6 protein-coding genes are annotated in these 17,265 nt (G+C 68.6%); all 6 read right to left on the bottom strand.

What is annotated here, in order from left to right:
- Positions 1–83: 83 nt before the first annotated feature.
- Positions 84–13,352, bottom strand: coding sequence for a hypothetical protein (locus tag ACFYXF_RS00870; protein WP_389346661.1), 13,269 nt, complete (start codon positions 13,350–13,352; stop codon positions 84–86).
- 74 nt (positions 13,353–13,426) lie between these two features.
- Positions 13,427–13,879: a hypothetical protein gene (locus ACFYXF_RS00875; protein WP_389346663.1), complete on the bottom strand. Its 453-nt coding sequence runs from the start codon at positions 13,877–13,879 to the stop codon at positions 13,427–13,429.
- Positions 13,880–13,882: 3 nt separating this feature from the next.
- Positions 13,883–14,386 carry a YbaB/EbfC family nucleoid-associated protein gene (locus tag ACFYXF_RS00880; RefSeq protein WP_389346665.1) on the bottom strand — a complete coding sequence of 168 codons (504 nt, stop codon included), beginning with the start codon at positions 14,384–14,386 and terminating at the stop codon, positions 13,883–13,885.
- Positions 14,383–14,802 carry a hypothetical protein gene (locus tag ACFYXF_RS00885; RefSeq protein ID WP_389346668.1) on the bottom strand — a complete coding sequence of 140 codons (420 nt, stop codon included), beginning with the start codon at positions 14,800–14,802 and terminating at the stop codon, positions 14,383–14,385. The genes ACFYXF_RS00880 and ACFYXF_RS00885 overlap by 4 nt, the downstream gene beginning before the upstream one ends.
- An 81-nt stretch (positions 14,803–14,883) precedes the next feature.
- A complete protein-coding gene (locus ACFYXF_RS00890; RefSeq protein WP_389346670.1) occupies positions 14,884–16,173 on the bottom strand; it encodes a hypothetical protein in 1,290 nt (429 codons plus the stop codon).
- Between the two features lie 6 nt (positions 16,174–16,179).
- Positions 16,180–17,253: a thrombospondin type 3 repeat-containing protein gene (locus ACFYXF_RS00895; protein ID WP_389346673.1), complete on the bottom strand. Its 1,074-nt coding sequence runs from the start codon at positions 17,251–17,253 to the stop codon at positions 16,180–16,182.
- Positions 17,254–17,265 lie beyond the last annotated feature (12 nt).

The raw sequence follows: 17,265 nt of genomic DNA on the forward strand, positions 1-17,265 counted from the left end.
ATGGCGTTGTTGTCGGTCGAGGCGGTCGTTGCCTCAGCCATGTCACGCATGTCGTCACCACTCGGTTCGGATCCGATCGGGGTTCAACGGCCGCTCAGAATCTCGGCGATGGAGCGGGTCCGCGCCGGCTCCTCCGAGGGTGTGCCGGGGGCCGTCGCGCCTCGGGCCCGGCCCATGCGCCGGGCGAGTTCGGTGGCCGCTTCCCGCGCGGCCGACGGGTCGGCCCCGGTGTCGCGGGCCGTCTTCAGCTCGTACGCCACCCTGCGGATCGCGTCCTCGCGGCGCGCGGCGGCCTGCTGGGCGAGGGTCGTGACCACGTCGGAGTGGGCCGCGGGGAAGGGGTTGAGGGAGTCGCTGATGGCCGCCGCCTCGGCGTACAGCGCCTCGTACGCGGATTTCGGCAGCTTGCCCAGCACGCGCTGGATCTCCTCCCGCGACTTCACGTCGGTGGAACCCATGAGTTCCAGCAGGGCCGTCCGGCGCCGGGCCTCCAGGGACTCCCCCACCGTCGGCGGGTCGGGATGACGGCCTTCCGGGCTGATCACGATCCTGATCTCGTCGGGGTGCGGCACCCGGTCGGGGCGGCCGGAGCGCTCACCGGCGGTGTCGAGCAACTTGACGACCTTGTCCATCAGTTCCGAGCGGATCAGCTCGGCCCGCTCGACGCTGGTCTTCTTGGCATTGACAGCGGAGTTGCCGAAGGTCGTGACCTTGATCTCGGTCAGCGGCTGCGCCTGCCGGCGGTCCCAGAGCAGCTGCCGCACCGCCTGCTCGGCGAAACGCTGCAACCGGGCGGCCCCGACCTCCGTGAGCGACTTGGAGCCCTCGGGGAACTCCAGGGTCGAACTCTTCGTCTCCCGCCCGCCGACGACGACCGCCGTCAGCGGATTGGCGATGATCGACCGGCCCGGGGTGTCGGTGGTCCGCACCTCGTGGAACGACTCGCCCTTGGCCATGCCCTGCATCTTCAGGTGCCACAGAGTCTGCGGCCGGTTGATGTCGTCCCCCGACACGGCGTTCAGCGCCTTGCCGAGCTGCCCCTTCGTCGTGCCGATCTGCTGCTCCAGCTCATGGAAGAACGTGCTACCCGTGCTGCCCGTGCCGTTCGTGTCCTGCTGCGACGGCCTCAATGTCTCGTACGTCGTCACCAGCACGTCCAGCTCCTTGAGCCGGGCGTGTACGGCGCGGTGTGCGGAGACGTCCTGTCCCGCCGCCTCGGCCGAGTTCAGCTCGGTCTCGACCTCGGACAGCTGCCCCTTGAAGTGCTCGTAGACCTGCTCGACGGCGTCGGCGGTCTGGACGCGTGCCGAACCGTCCCGGCGGAAGTTCTCCAGCGTGACGAGGTGCTGGCCGTTCCGGCTGGCGGCGACGACCGCCGCGAAGTGGTAGCCGCCCCGGCGCCCGTCCGTGTAGCCCTCGAAGTCCCGGGTGAAGTCCGTGCCGAAGTCCCGGTCCTGGTACGTGCCGCCGGTGCCGATCGCCTGGATCAGGAACGCCTCGCCCACATCGGGGTGCGCGAACTCGTTGGCGCCCACCCGGGCCAGGGCCTCGTTCATCCGGAACTCCGGTGTCGAGGAAGGCCCGTTGACGCCCATCGTGCGCCCGAATGCCCTGCCCTGGCCGACCGAGGCCCCGGAGTCCTTGCTGCCGCCCAGTTCCTGGACCTTCTCCCGGGCGAGCGTGGGGGTGATCTCGTTGAGCGGCACGGTGTCGCTCTCGGCGACCTCGCTCAGGAAGGAGGCGAGTTCATGGGTTCCGCGCACCTCCACGTTGCCGTGGGAGTTGACCGGGGTGGTGACGGCCTCGTCGGGCTGCGCGAGGCCCAGTGAGAAGGCGAGTTCGTTGCGGAACACGAGGTCCGAGGGCTGGCCACCGAGGACGAAGCTCGCGAAGTCGCGGCAGATCTCGGTGCGCGGCCGGGTCAGGAACTCGACGGTATACATGGTCAGTTCCCGGTTCCTGCCCCGGCTGCTGTTGGTGACGGGAACGGAGACCGAGTTCCCCGGCACCGGCTTCAGCCTCGCATTGCTGCCGATCTGCTGGAGGACGGTGTTGGCGTGGTCGGCCACCTTGGTGGTCGTGTAGATCTCGCTCAGCTCACCGGCCTGCGCGTTGACGGCGATGGTCGAGTCCCCCGAGACGCGCAGCGGCGGCTTGCTGTCGTGGAAGGTCTCCCGGGACAGCTTGAGATCCGTGAAGCTGCTCCCGTACGAGGGCCGGATAGTGCCGTCCCGACGGGTGAACGGCGGGAGGGCGCCGGGCTCCTCGGAAGTCGTGAGCGTGTACTCCGTGACCGTGCTGCTCGTCGCGAAGGCGTTCCTCGCGTGCGCAGCCGTCCCCGGGACGAACTGCCCGTCGGCGTCGGTCACCGGGGCATCGACGTCGTAGGCACCCGTGCGCCATTTGGAGCGCGGGGGCACCGAACTGGTGTCGGAGGACGAGTCGTCGGCGAGGGAACCGTCCGAGGCGGGAGGGCTCTGGCTGGACTCGAAGAGGGGACCGGAGTCGGCCTCGGGGCCGGTCTCGGAGCTGTCGTCTCCGCTCTCCGAGTCGGTGAGGTGGACCCCGCTCTCCGGGGTGATCCATTCCAGCGGGAGGAACGCCTCCAGCAGATCCGGCGGGAACAGGGACTTGATCTCGCTGTTGGCGAGGGTCGGCACGAGCTTCCCGCCCGGTCCGTGGGGCATCTGAAGGCCCGCGGAATCCATCGTGTACTTGGACAGCATCGGGAACTCCAGACCCACCGGCAGTTGCCGGTCCTGGAGGACGCCGGGTCCGCTGATGTCGTTCGCGTTGGCCGCGAGGGACTCCTTGAAGTCCGCGTCGATCTGCTCCGGGGTCGAGTTCGGCCGCAGCTTGGCCAGATACTCCTTGTATCCGTTGAACTTGCCCGGCACGACCTCGTTGAAGAGCTTCGCGAACTGCGAACCGGGCGGGGCCACGATGAAGTTGCTGCCGAGCAGCCCCTCGTCGTAGCGGATCCGTGCCGTCTCCTTGATGTCGTCCATGGAGACAGGGGCGCCCTCCTCACGGTTCAGCGCCTTGTTGACGCTGCCGGCGTCCCGGATGCGGGGCGCCAGCAACGGTACGTCGTCGGTACGCATCCGGATCGGCGGCAGTTCCTTCAGGTCGAGTCCGCCGGGAGCGATGTCCACGTCGGCGTACGCGCCGCCGTGCTTGGCCAGGACCGAGAACCGGATCAGATCGGAGACGAGGTTGTACGCCTTGGCCGCCATGGCGGACTCGTACACCTCGACCATCGCGTCGCCGGCGCTCTCCTGCAGGATCTGCCTGGGGTCGGTGTGGACGACGATGCCCTTCGACTCCAGCGCCGTCTTCGTGACCTCGCTCCAGGAGCCGAAGCCCGGGTCCGACCACAGGTTGACGTCCCAGCCGGCCTCGGCCGCCCGGTCGGCCCAGGTGAGCAGGTTGTCGATGATCTCGGCCTTGGGCTCCCGGCCGGTCCAGGAGAAGTTCAGCGCCTTGGGTACGTCCACGACGCCCGCGGGTCCGCCGTTCGCGGTGACCTCCGTCCTGGCCGCGTCGTACACCCGGCCCAGCCATTCGCCCATCCACTCGTGGCCGCGCGAGTTCAGACGGGATATCAGCATCCGCACACGCAAGTCCTGGCCGTTGCGTGTCCAGTCCAGCACCTGGTCCCGCAGGGCCTCCCGGTGCGTGAAGTCCAGCACCGAGCCGTCGGATCCGGTGAGCCCCAGGGGGCGGGGCCCCTTGCCGTTCAGCGACCCTTCCGAGTACGCCGCCGCCAGATCGGCGGGAGTCACCGCGGCGCCCGGCCGCTTGGCCTCGGTCACCGTGTTCACGAGGTTCTTGAGGTGGTCCGGGGTGATGGGCCGGTCCGCGCCCGTCGGCCCGCGCAGATCCCGGATCTTGGTCCGCAGGTCGTCCGGCGTCACCTTGCCCTGGGCCACCGACGTCCCGGCGAACAGCGGATCGGTCCGCAGCGCGTCCACGAGCCGCCGGACCCCGACGATCTGGTCGGCCGACACGGACGTCGAGTCGCCGTGGATCTCCCGGGTCAGGCCCGTCAGTTCGAACAGCCGCTGCCGGTCACCGGGGCCGGGCGGGGACACCCTGCCCCAGGGCCCCTGCTGGTTCTTGACACCGATCTCCTTCACCAGCGCGTTCAGCGAACTCGCCGTCGCGACCCCGGTGTTGGACAGCTCGGTGAGGTTCCGCAACGTCATCGCGTCCTGCGCGGTGAAGACACCACCCGGGAGCCCGCCGAACAGCGTGTCGGCCTGCGCCTTCGCCAGAGCGACATCCGCCGGCGACAACGCCCCCTCCGGACGTTCCCGACGCGGCGGCAGTTCCGGAGCCACCTCATCGGGGCGTACGGGAGCACTGGGGCCCGACTCCGCGGACCCGGCGTTCGGCACCGGGCCCTGGCTGGTCTGATGGGCGGGTGACTCGCTCGGGGACGACGACAGGTCGGAGGCCGGGGATCCGATCCCGGTGTCCGAATCCGAAGCGGGGCCGGTGGATATGGGACCGGTCGACTCGGAGTCGGTGGATGTGAAACTGATCGATGCGGAACTGATCGATGCGGAACTGGTTGATGCGGGACTGGTCGATACGGGGCCGGTCGGCAAGGGGCTGAAGAGCTTGCCCTTGGTCGGTGCGGCGACGAGTGCCTCCACTGCCGCCTTGGCAGCGGCCTCCACCTCCAGGTCCGGCTTCCCCTCGCTCTTCGCCTGCTCCCTCGCCGCCTTTCCGGCGTCCGCCTTCAGCTTGCTGCTGCCTTCGACGGGGGCGTTCACGGAGAACGGCGTCCGGCAGGTGAAGGCGATCAGCGACGAGTACGCGCTCAGCGACGACGCCTGATCGACGATGGGGGCCATCGGCGGGGTGTTCGCCTGGAAGGCCTCCGCGTACCCGGGGTCCACCGAGTCCGCCCACTGGAAGTCCAGCAGGACCGCGACATCCGTGCCCTGGACCAGGCCGGTCATCCCGTCCAGCTCGATCGACAGTTCCTGGACGTTGTGCGGCTGGACGAAGAGCGCCGGTGCGGCCTGGGTCGGCGCCGACGGGGAGCCGGCCATCGTGTCCGGCAGGGAGGCGTAGACGTCCTTGCCCGTGGCCCGGAACAGGCTCTGCCCCGGTGCCACCGCGAACCCGTAACGCCTGGGGGTGCCGACCGGGATGCTGCCCTTGCCCTCGTATCCGTGCGAGAACCAGGACAGCGTGTCGGCGTGGGCCGGTGTGCCCGAGGGGTTCTTGAGCATGGCGATCTCACCACGTCCCAGCCCGGGGACATCGAACGTCACGCGCTCGACATTCGCCTTCCCTTCGAGATGCGGCGCCCAGGACGCCCGCGCGTCGTCCACGGCCGTCTGCTGCGGGCCGACGGGCTGCGCGCTCTCCTGCGCGGCGAACGCGGCCTCCATGACGCCCGGGGTGACACCGTTCCGCTCCAGCAGTCCGGCCGCGTCCGCGACCGACAATTTCTTCAGTTCGGGCCCCTTGGCCAGCTCGTTGAGCTTCCCCCACATCCAACTCAGCTGTGCGCCGGTCGGCTTGCTCTGCGCCCCGGCCCACGCCTTGAACACCTTGCCCTTGTCGAGCGTCGACACCTGGGACGGGCCGTGCACGGGCGTGCCCTGTTCGGGCTGTGTTGTTGCGCTGTCGTCCGAAGTGGGGGGCGTGGAGAGGGGGTGGTCGTAGACGACGGGCCCCGAGTCGGTGGTGTTCTCGATCTGGGTCAGATACTCCAGCGGGAACGTGCCGTCCGGCAGCACACTCACATCCGCCATCACACCGGCCGTGTCCCCCTTGCCCGGACCCCGGCGGAACAACGAATCGCTGTCGCTGTAGCGGTCACTGAGCCCGGTGTAGTGCAACACCTCGTGCAGCAGTGTCGCATCGTCCCTCACCTGCTGGGACGGGGTCGCCGTCGGTGGATGCAGATGGAAGTTCAACTGGTCCGAACGCCCAGGCGTGGGCGAGACGGTGACATTCACCCCGTACGGGTTACCGCCCGCGGACGGTGTCAACTTCACGTCGATGTGCAGCTGGTCACCGGACTTGGGCAGCTTGAACCCGGTATTGACGTGCGTGCCGAACAGATCCCGGATGTGCTGCTCCAGGGCCGGAATCTGACCCGCGTCGAACCCGCTGCCGACCTTCACCGGCAACTCCACCGTCAGATCACGGACCCAAGCACCGTTGTCCGCCTGAACCCGACGAATGTCCGTGCGAATCAGCGTCCCCCAACCATTCAACAGACCCGGTCGGGTCGAGGCGAGCGGATCCGCCTTCGGATCGAACCGCTCCGTGCGCAGGGCCGCCGGCTTCGCACCGTCCCTGCGGTACAGCCACTGATCCGGAGACACCGCACCCGGCGACGGCGACACCATCGTCGGAGTCGTCCCGGTGGTGGACACCGGTGCCTGTGACGGGGCGTCGAAGGTGGGGCCGGTCGGGACGGGCTCCTGCTTCTTGGCCTCCACTTGTTGGTCGGCGGTGGACAGGATCGTGTCGACGACGCCGTCCACGTTCTCCGTGGCGGGAGTGATCGGGGCCAGACCGAAGATGATGCCGGTGCCCCGCTTGCTGCGGTCGCCCGGATGCTTGGGATGCTCGATCTCGCTGAGCCCCTGGTCCTTGACGTACTCCGAGATGGACTTCTGGGCCGACGTCAGCGCCTCGCCCACGGCGTTCAGCGTGACCTCGCCTCCCACGACGATGAAGCTGAACTCGTCGCCGCCGTGGCGGAAGCGGGAGACGTCGGCGTCGAGGTCCAGGACCGCCTGCTCGGCCAGCGACGACATCGCCGCGTAGGCCTTGTCGGCCTGTGGCTTGCCCCGCTCCTCCGTCAGGCCGCCCAGATTGCGGACGTCGACCTCGACGTAGACGCCTGTCGCGTCCGTCTTGGTCAGATAGCTCACCGCGTTGCTCAGGGTCAGGCGCCGGTCGGCCGCCTTGTCGAAGCCCGTGAGCTGGTCGACCTCGTCCACGCCGCTGGCCGCGAGCAGTTCTTCGGCCTCGGAGAGGGACAACCCGTACTCGTCCACCGACGTCTTGAGGAAGCCCTCCTTCCGTTCCTGGGCGGAGCTCTTGAAGAGCGTTCCGCGTCCGTGGCCGGGCGCGGCGGAGGACTTGTTCGGGGCGTCGGGCATGTGGTCGGCGGGCTTGATCGGACGGATGTCGTACTGGATTCCGCTCCCCTTCTGGGAGAGGTCGAGCTGGTGCTTGGGGTGGGCGAGTCCGTCGAGGTCGCTGCTCGTGACCTGCTTCTGGATCGCCGCCTGAGCCGCCATCAGCTGCGCCTCGATATGGCTCTGCCGCACATCGGGGCCGACGACGAGGAATTCCAGGTTGGGGCCGAACTTGAATTTGGAGACGCTGCCGCCGACCTTGTCCATGGCCGAGGAGACCTCGCGCGTGAAGGTGTCGAGCACGGCATCGGCGCCGTTGTGTCCCAGCAGCCCGTTCAGGCCCCCGAGGTTGCGGACCGACACCTTCGTCCCGAAGGCACTGTCCATGCCCTCGGCCTCCCCGCGGATGATCCGTACCTCCATGGCCTGGAGGTGTTCGACGACGCGCTGGAAGGTCGCGTCGTAGTCGGTGGGTTTCTCGAACCCGTTGTCGGACCCGTTCTCGAGCCCGTTCTCGGATTGGCCCTCGGGACGGTCGGACACCGTGCTGCTGAACAGCTCGTTCGCTTGAGAATGGGACAGACCCATCCGGTCGGTGGCGAGTTGCAGGAACTCTTCCTTGCGTACCTCGGACTGCTTGGGGAAGGCGTTGCCCGACGGCTCCTGCGCCGGGGTTTCCTGCGCCGGCGGTGCCTGCGATGTGTCCGCGAATGTGGGACCGTCGCTCTGGTCGGCCGACAGGATGTCCGCGAACACGACCATCTGGGCCTTGTCACCGAACTCCTCGGCCTGCGCCTCGGCGAAGTCCCCCTTGCGTACGAGTACCTGGTTGACCTTGATCTGGGTGTCGACCGGGAACGTCACCTCGGCTTCGGACGGATTCTCAGAACCCAGAATCCGGCCCGGATGCCCCTCGGCCGGCACACTGAACTTCCAGATGACCGCCTTCGAGTTCACGAAGTTGTGCGTGATGGGACTGCCCGTGGTAGTCGACATGATTCCGGGCCAGGCGATCGTCACGCCCACGTCGTGATAGCCGCCCCCGGGGTAGTTCGCGGGGTTCAGGATCCCGTCGAAGGAAGCGAAGACCTGCTGGCTGTCGCCGCGTACCACGGTGTTGTCCGGGATCACCGGGGTCGCGAAGTCGTCCCACACCCGGTTGATGCTCTGGATGCTCTTGAACCAGTTGTTCAGATCCGTCATGTCCCAGGCATCCGTCAGATCCTGGGTCGTCCCACGCTTGTTCGCGAGGTCCTTCCAGTACGCCAGGACGTCTTCAGCCCGGTCCGAGAAGTCGAAGTTCGCGTCCCGTACCTGCGCGGGCGTGTACCCCGCCTTCTCGAAGGCGCCGAGCAGCGGATTGATCATCCGGTACCCCGAACTCAGGTACATCCCGCCCTGGCCCAGGTCGTGCTTCTGCTGCTGTTCGGCCTGCTTCTTGGCCTGTTCCGCGAGGAACGCCGGCCGCGATGTGGCGGCGTTCCCCTCGGTGGCCCAGGAGCGGTTACTGGCGGAGACGGGCTGGGTCTTTCCGTCGAGCGTGTTCTTGACCTTGTACTGGCCGAACCTGTCCGTCCCGACGATCTCCCAGTGCGTGGAATCCCCGGCCGCATCGTGCCGTACGACCTTCGTGCCGGGCGTCAGCCCCGCCCCCAGCCCGGCCGGCGGCAGCCCGCCGGAGGGCACCCCTGCCGGTGGCACCACCGGAGCGTTGCTCGTTCCCGGGGCGGGCGGCGGCGCGGGCGGGCCGTGCGGATTGCCCGGAGGCGGAGGCGGCATGGGTGGACCCGACTGACTGGCCGGCGGCGGGGGCGGCAGGGGCGGACCCGACTGATTGGCCGGAGGAAGCGGCGGAGGCGGAGGCACCGACGTATTGGCGGACGGCGGGGGCGGAGGGGGTGGAGGCGGGGGCAGCACTGACGCCGTGTCGGAGTCCGCCGCGTTCGCCGGGCTTTCCGAACTGCCCGAACTGCCCGAGCTCCCCGAACTCTCCGGATTCACCGGCGCGTTGGACGTCTCGAAGGTGGGCCCGTCCGTGTCCACGCCGTTGTCCGGAAGTCGCTCAAGGCGGTCGGCGAGGTTCTTCGCGAACTCGTCGGCGTCGTCGGCCTTCTGCGGCTGCTGGGTGGTCGGCGGCGTACCGGCCGGGTCGGCGTCCGGTGTCCCGCTGCCGGTAGGCGTCGGCGCTGTCGTCGGGGTGGAGCTCGGCGTAGGTGTCAGGCTGGCGCCTACGTTGCCCTCCGCCATGAGCGGACCGAGTTCGGCCAGCTTGGTCTCCAGTTCCTTCAGCAGCCGCTCGTTCCGGTCGATCCCCGCCTGCTTGTCCTTCCACTCCGGGGTGTCCGGGACCTTGGCGAGGTTGTCGAACTCCGTCTGTGTCTTCACCGGGACCTGGTCGACGATCTGGAAGCGGTTGTTCTCGAAGGTGAAGATGTTGACGGTGAGCCCGTCGACCTGCCCCTTGTTGATCAGGTCCTTCAGCCGTACCCACTCGGTCTGGGTGAGCACGCTGCTCGGGTGGATACCGTCCAGCACATCGGCGTTGACCGTACCGGTCAGCCCTCCGACGTACGTGCTGGAGAGCTTCTCCCAAAGCTGGCTCATCGCCGGGGAGCCGTTCCAAGGGAACCCGAACGACAGGTCGTTGAAGAGCTTGCCGCCGACCGACGACTCCAGGAAGACACCGCCGTCCGCGAGGGCCGCCTTGTCGGAACGCCGTGTGTTGAGCTTCGACCACAGTCGTCCGTGGTCGACGGCATGGTCGGCCTTGTCCTTGCGGAGGCCGGGGAAGTCGGGGCTGTTCTGGTTCTGGGTGTACCAGTCGTACGGGACCTTGAGGCCGTCGATGGACGTCAGACCGTCGATGATCCCGTCGATCGCCGCGGTGTTGACGTCCGCGAGCGGGTCGGGACGCACCCCGGTCTCCAGCTTGGCGCCGTTCTGGTCGAGGTTGGTGAGGAACTCGTCGAGGTGCTTCTGGAACTCCGGGGAGTTGGCCAGGTCACCGATCCCGCCGAGCCGTTCGATCAACTGCTTCTTGTGGCTCTCGAACGCCGGCCGCCCGAACGCGGGCACCGGTGCAGTGGTGTCAGGGGCGGGTGAGGGCGAGTCGAAGGACGGGGCAGTGTTCGGTGCTGCGTCGCCGGTGCCGAGCAGGTCCGAGGTGGAGGGCGTGGAGAGAGGGTGGTCGTGGACGACGGGGCCCGAGTCGGTGGTGTTCTCGATCTGGGCCAGGTACTCCAACGGGAACGTGCCGTCTGGCAGCACACTCACGTCCGCCATCACCCCGCTCGTGTCGCCCTTGCCGGGACGATTACGGAACAGGGAGTCACTGTCGCTGTAGCGGTCGCTCAGTCCGGTGTAGTGCAACACCTCGTGCAGCAGGGTCGCGTCGTCCCTCACCTGCTGGGAGGGGGTGGCCGTCGGCGGATGCAGATGGAAGTTCAACTGGTCCGAACGCCCGGGCGTGGGCGAGACGGTGACATTCACCCCGTACGGGTTGCCGCTCGCGGACGGCGTCAGCTTCACGTCGATGTGCAGCTGGTCACCGGACTTGGGCAGCTTGAACCCGGTGTTGACATGCGTGTCGAACAGATCCCGGATGTGCTGCTCCAGGGCCGGAATCTGACTCGCGTCGAACCCGTTGCCGACCTTCACCGGCAACTCCACCGTCAGATCACGCACCCACGCACCGTTGTCCGCCTGAACCCGACGAATGTCCGTGCGGATCAGCGTCCCCCAACCGTTCAACAGACCCGGTCGGGTCGAGGCGAGCGGATCCGCCTTCGGATCGAACCGCTCCGTGCGCAGGGCCGCCGGCTTCGCACCCTCCTTGCGGTACAGCCACTGATCCGGAGACACCGCACCAGGCGACGGCGACACCATCGTCGGAGCCTTGCCCTTGGACGGCAGCTTCGTGCCCGTCGGGGACTGCTCGGCGCCCAACTTGCCGTTCGTGGGCGTCGTCGCGGGCGTGGTCGCGGGCGGCGGCACGGACGTTTGTTTGGGCCTCTGCTTCGGGAGTGGCGGCGGAGCCGGGATGCCACCGCGAGTGGGCAGGGACGCCCCACCGGGCGGTACGGAGCCGGGGGCGCCGCCCTGCTGAGCGGGGCCGCCGGTCTGGCTCGGGCTCACGCCCGGAGTCTGGTTCTGGTTCTGGGGCGCGCTGTCGGCGATGGGCACGAACGGGGCACCACCGGCGCTCTGCGGAGTCGTACCTGGGGTGGGGGACGGAGTCGGCGACTGAGTCGGAGCGGAACCGCCGCCGAGTACGTCGGCGATCGAGCCCCTGCCGGCTGTTCCGTTCGGGTTCTCGAAGCCCGACAGCTCGGTGTTCTTGGGGGTGGAAGGTGTGGTGCCAGTGTCGGTGGGGGGCGGGGAGATGACCGAGTCCGGCACGGGAGTGGGAGTGGGAGTAGTGGGGAGGGGCTGCTGCGGGGCCGGGGTCTCCCTGACGTCCTGGGCGGGAGGCGTGTTGTCGGGCTGGGGCTGGAACTCCTGCTGCGGAGTGGGGTTCTGCGTCAGGAACTGGTCATCCTGGAGCGATTCCCCATTCGGGACAGGGGCGTTCTCCGGGGACTGCGTGTTCCCTGGGGACTGAAGGTTTTCTGGGACCTGGGGGCTCTCTGAAGGCTGGAGGTTCTCCGGGGATGGTGGATTCTCCGACACGAGATCGTTCTCCTGGACCGGAGCACCTTCCTGGATCGGAGCACCCTCCTGAACCGGCACGTTCTCCGGCGCGGCCACGTTTTCAGGCGCGGTCAGGTTCTCAGGCGCGGGTTCGCTGAACGGCACCTGCGTGTTTTCAGGTGAAGGTGGAGAAGAGGGAGAGGGCACGCCCTCGGGTGAAGGCAAGCTCTCAGGAACCGGCGAGTTCTCGGGCACTTGCACGTTCTCCGGTGCCGGCGTACTGCTCGGCGCCGACAGGTTCTCCGGCCCAGGAGGACTGTTCAGCACAGGAGAGTCGTCAGAACCCGGCACGTTCTCCGGGGCCGACAAGTTCTGCTGTACCGGTCCCCCGTTCGAGACGGGCGGCACATTCTGCACCGGCCCGCCCAAGGGCGCCGACTCCGCCGGAGTACCTAGGCCGTTGCCCTGCGGCTGGTTCAAGGCGCCCGGAACATTCGAAGTGTCCGGGGCCTTGGCCGCGGGTGGCGGCTGCTGCACCCCGGGCGGAGTGTCGATCTTCTGGCCGGTGGACGGGTCGAAGAGTCCCGTCTCCCCGCTCGGGAAGCTGATTCCCGGGCTCGGCAACGGCGCCCCGGTCGGCGTCCCCTTCTCCAGATAGAAGTCCACCTTCATGTTCGGGATGTCGACGTTCATGCTGGGCACGGGCACATTGAGCATCTTGAAGCTGGTGCTGCTCTTGGCCTTGCCGTGCAGACCCTCGGCGATGCTCTCGGCGGCACCGCCCGCGAAGGGCAGCAGACCGGGGTCGTCCTCCTTCGCGTCCTTGTCGACCAGCGGAATGATCTTCGCGAGAGCGTGCTCGGTGAGGCCCTCGGTGAGCGTGTTGTTGACGATCTCGCCCACGAAGGTCTTGCCGAACTTGCCCAGCGCCTTGCCGATGCCCTTCCCGATACCGAAGCCGAGAAGCCCCGACGCCCCTCCGAGCAGGGCCTGCTTGCCGATCTCCTTGAAGTCGAAGCTCGCCCGGTGGCCGCGGATCACCTGGATCAGCTGGGCCATGAAGTTCATCCCGCCCATCATCAGCGCGCCCATCAGGATCGACTTGATGAGCTGCACGACCAGGCGCCGGATGATCATGATGGTGGTCTTGATCAGTGCCGCTCCGGCGGCTGCCGCCGCGCCGAAGGAGATGACCAGGGAGACCGCGGCGGCGACCAGTTCGGCGAAGACCATCGCCGCCATGCCGATGATGGTGATCTTGGCTGTCTCGACGTTGTTGGAGGCAGCTTGGAGGGCCTCGGCGAGCTTCCTGGACGCCTCGATCAGCCCGGGGAAGGCACCCGGGCTCTTCTCCGTACCGTCACCCTTGGCGAACAGCTCGACCTTCTTGCGAAAGGCCTCCGCGCCCTGCCCCTTGGTGATGTTGAGGACCTCCTGCGACGCCGCCATGAACTGCGGGCCGATCTCCTCCAGTTTGCGCGCCGTCTCCTCCAGGTCCCGTGCCCGGTTGAGCAGGTCCATCTCGCTGACGTCGGGCCAGTCCTCGCCTGCGACGGTGGCCATGATGTCGGCGAGCCAGTCCGGCGGGTCGATGTCGCCCTGCATGAGGGTCCTCCGTGGCGATGGAACGGGACGGGGAAGAGGGAATGAAGCGGTACCGGTGGTGGCCGGTAGGGCCGTCAGCGCTTACCGGCGTTCGGCACCGACGTGCCGGTGCTCGAACTCGGCGGAGGCGGCGGCGCAGCCGAGTTGCCCTTGTTGCTGCTGCTGAGGAACGTGCCGTCGGGCATCACCTTGTCGAGGCCGATCATCACGTCCTGGGCGCTGCTCTCGGCCATGTCACCGGCGTCGGCGAGGCCCTCCACGATCTTTCCGGTGTTGCCGATGCCCTCGGCCACCTCCGGAAAGGCGTCGATGACCTTCTTGGCCTCCTTCATCAGGTCGCCGATCGCCTGGTACGTCTCGTTGCCCTGGTCGCCCTCGACGGGGGTGTCGGTGACGTAGGCGATGGCGGTGCCGATCGACTTCATCCGGTCGGCGAGGGCGTCGAAGCTCGGCGCGATCTTCCTCATCTGCGAGGGGACGAAGACGATCTCGTCGTTGTCGTCGTCCTTGTTCTTGAGGACGGCCACGGCCTACTCCTCCTCGTCGTCCAGCGCCGAGGCGGTGCGGCGCGCCGGCCGACGGGCTCCGCCCTGCTGCGGCGACGCGCCCGCTCCGTCGTCCTCCGTCCCGAAGCCGCTGCGCAGAGACTTGAAGAACTCGGCGTTCGCGGGGTCGTCCGCGCCAGGGAGCAGGTCCCACAGCGAGGAACCGTCGAAGGTGCCCGCGACCCCGTCCGTGAGCATCGGGGCGGCCGTCGCCTGTGCCCGCGCCTGGAGGTCGTGCTGTGCGCGGCGCACGGTCGACACGATCAGGTCGGCGAGCTGGGCGGGCGCCATGGAGCGGTAACCGGTGCCACGGAAGGTGAGGGAGGACAACTGGCCCTGCGCGTCGACGGTCACGCTCATCATGCGGTCCGGGGATTCTGCGGCCGATTCGAGTGAACTCAGGTTCCGCTGCACTTCGAGGAAGGTGTCCCGGGTCCGTTCGAAGTCGGCCTGGATCTCCTTCAGCAGGGCCTCGTTGGAGGGCTTCATCGCGGCCCTCCGTCCGTGCCGCCGCCGAAGTTGCTGGCGTTGGCCCTGAGGATCTGGTCGAACTGCTGCCGCAGTTCGACGACGTCGTTCCCGGCGTCGCGGGTCGGGATCTCCATACGCTGGACCACGTTGGCGAACTCCATGAGGAACGTGGACAGTTCCGCCGCGACCTTCTTGAAGGCCTCGGCGCCCTCCCCCGTCCAGCCCTTGGCCCCGCCCTGGTCGGTGGTGAGGTACTCGGCCTTGGCCCGGACCTCCATGGAGAGTTCGCCGAGCATGACCGACACGTCGAAGAAGACCTGGGCCGCGGCGAAGTACGGGTCGGCGTTGAGACTGTTGATCGCGGTGATCAGCTGGTTCAGGGTGTCGAGGTCCAGCTGGGTCGGTGGGGCCACCGACGAGACCCTCTCGGGCATGTCGGATCACATCCTTTCGGGGCGGATCATTCGTGCGCGGGCGCTACGGACACGTACCGGCGACGGATTCGGTTCGGGTTCTCAGTCACGGCCCAGCTGACCGGAACGGCAGTCGTCGTCGCTGCCCCAGACGTCCTCGTCCTCGGTCAGCCAGGTCTGGGACTGGTTCGGGGTCTCCTGCTTGCCGCCCTGCTGCGGGGCGCCGCCCATCCCCCCGCCGCCCATCGGCATCATCGGAGCCCCCGACGTGCCCGGGGCGCCCGCGACACCGCCGCCCGGCAGACCCGCGGCGCCCGCCCGGCCTGCGGCGGCCGCGCCCAGGTTGGCCCCGGTCGGTGAGCCGGCACCGGGGGTCCCCGTACCGCCGCTCAGCAGGCTGCCACCGCCGCCTCCCCCACCGATCCCGCCGGTGGTGAGCGCGCCCGTCGGCACCGAGAGGCCGCCACCGCCGCCGAGGCCACCACCGCCACCGCCGAACAGTCCGTCGGTGCCGCTGCCGAGGGACGGCACCCGCACCGCGCCCGCGCCACCGAGGCCGGCCCCTCCGGTGAGCGAGGTGGGCGGCAGTGTGATGCCGCCGGTCCCGGCGCCGAAGCCGCCGCTGTCGTTGACCCCGGACAGCCGGGTGGCGCCGTCCGAGGCGAGATTTCCGAGCCGGTCGAAGTCGGCCTGGTCGAGGTCGAGCGAGCCCGTGCCGGGACGGCCGCCGCCGAAGCTCGTGTCCGTGGAGCCGGTCCGCAGACCGGCCTCGCCCTCACCGGCCAGTGCGTCGAGGCGACTTGTGGCACCGCCGAAGTCGGGCACCTGCGCGGACCCCTTGCGCCCGGCGTCGTCGGAACCGATGGAACCGAGAGTGCCGGAGGGGGTGGTGAGGCGGGAGGTCCCGGCGCCGCCCGTTCCTCCGGTGAGGGAGTCCGGGGTGTCGGCGAGGAGGCTGCCGGTCGCGGGCTTGCCGCCCGGGGGCGTGGTGCTGCTCAGCTTGGTCGGCGTGTCGCCGCCCGTGGGCAGCGCGCCGGTCCTGGGGTTGGCTCCGTCGGGGGTCTGGCGGGCGTCGGCGGGCAGGGTCCGATTGAGGTTGTTTCCGGTACCGGTCCCGGTACCTGTGCCCGTGCCGCCGGTCCCGGTCCCGGTCCGGGTGTCGGTGCCGCCCTGCCGTGCCGTCCGCTGGACCTGCCTCGGGGTGCCGGCCGGCGAACCCGCGACGGGCGAACCGCCGCCGTTCTGGCGGCCCTTGAACGTGGGGACGCCTTCGTTGTCCACGTCGGTGCGCCGGATCCGGTGGTTGTTGTTGAGCGCGGTGAGCGCGGACTGGGTGGCCTGGATGGTCGCTGTGGCCTGTGGTCCGGTGAATTCGAAGGTGATCGTGGGCATGGCCGCCTACCTGCTCGCGTCGTTGGGGTCGGACCCGGCGAAGTTCTCGATCTCGTCGGAGTAGCCGTCGCCGTCGGAGTCCTGGAGGTTGTCGTGAACGCCGTTGCCGTCCTTGTCGACGAACTCGACCTTGCCGTCCTGGTCGTCCGGCCTGCCGTCCATGTCCTGGTCGGCCTCCAGTCCGTCGAAGAACTCCTCGACGTCCTCCCCGAACTCGGCGATGCCGTCGAGGAAGGTGGGCTTTTCGTTCTCTTCCCGGACCGGGGCGAACACCTTGTCGTCGAGGACCGATTCCCCGTGGCCGAGGTTCTCCGGCGCGTACCGGTCGTCGACCCCGTCGTGGTTGCGGTCGTGGTCCGTCGGGTCGGTGCCCGGGGTGTCGTCGACGTCGAGGTCGTTGCCCTCGGCGTCGTCCTTGTTGTCGAGCCTGCCGTCGTCGTCCTTGTCGCCGTACTCCTTCTCGAACGTCGACAGCTCGCCGTCGTCGTTGAGGTCGGCGTCGCCCTCGACGTACTGGTCGCCGTCCTTGACGCCGTTGTCGTCGCCGTCGGCCTCGGGGTCCTTGACGTTGCCGTCGGCGTCGAGGTTGGGGTTGTCGACCGTGCCGTCGTCGTCGAGGTCGTCGTCACGCAGCGACTCGTCGTTCGTCTTCTGTGACTTCTCGCCGGTCTGCCGCTCCTCGATCTTGGCGAGCTTGGCGTCGCGTACGTCGAGGAACTCCGAGGTCTCCTGGAGCAGCCTGCCCAGCTCGTCGGCCTGGGCCTGGGCCATGTCCTCGCCGTCGCGGTACATCTCGCTCGCGTCGACCAGGTCGTCGCCGAGCCTGACGAAGAAGTCCGCGAGGGCGCGGAGTTCCTCCCCGATGCCGGTGCGTACGGTGTCGAGGGTGGTCCGGAGTTCCTGGGTCCCGGGGAAGTACCGCGGGTCCACGTCGGGGACGACGATCTCCCCGACCTTCCGCTGGATGGCGGCGAGACCGGGCGCCTCCGCCACCCCTTCGGCGGCCAGTTCTTTGAGGTGTTCGCCGAATGCCTTGAGGTCTCTGGGCTCCACCGCGATCTCGGAGCTGCCCGCTGCCATGTCGATGTACCT

Source organism: Streptomyces sp. NPDC002680, from assembly GCF_042889145.1.
Taxonomy (GTDB): Bacteria; Actinomycetota; Actinomycetes; order Streptomycetales; family Streptomycetaceae; genus Streptomyces; species Streptomyces adonidis.

What these genes read in the sequence shown, in the direction of transcription:
- ACFYXF_RS00870 (WP_389346661.1), bottom strand. Translation starts at nt 13,352, where the DNA reads ATGCAGGGCGACATCGACCCGCCGGACTGGCTCGCCGACATCATGGCC.
- ACFYXF_RS00880 (WP_389346665.1), bottom strand. Translation starts at nt 14,386, where the DNA reads ATGAAGCCCTCCAACGAGGCCCTGCTGAAGGAGATCCAGGCCGACTTC.
- ACFYXF_RS00885 (WP_389346668.1), bottom strand. Translation starts at nt 14,802, where the DNA reads ATGCCCGAGAGGGTCTCGTCGGTGGCCCCACCGACCCAGCTGGACCTC.
- ACFYXF_RS00890 (WP_389346670.1), bottom strand. Translation starts at nt 16,173, where the DNA reads ATGCCCACGATCACCTTCGAATTCACCGGACCACAGGCCACAGCGACC.
- ACFYXF_RS00895 (WP_389346673.1), bottom strand. Translation starts at nt 17,253, where the DNA reads ATGGCAGCGGGCAGCTCCGAGATCGCGGTGGAGCCCAGAGACCTCAAG.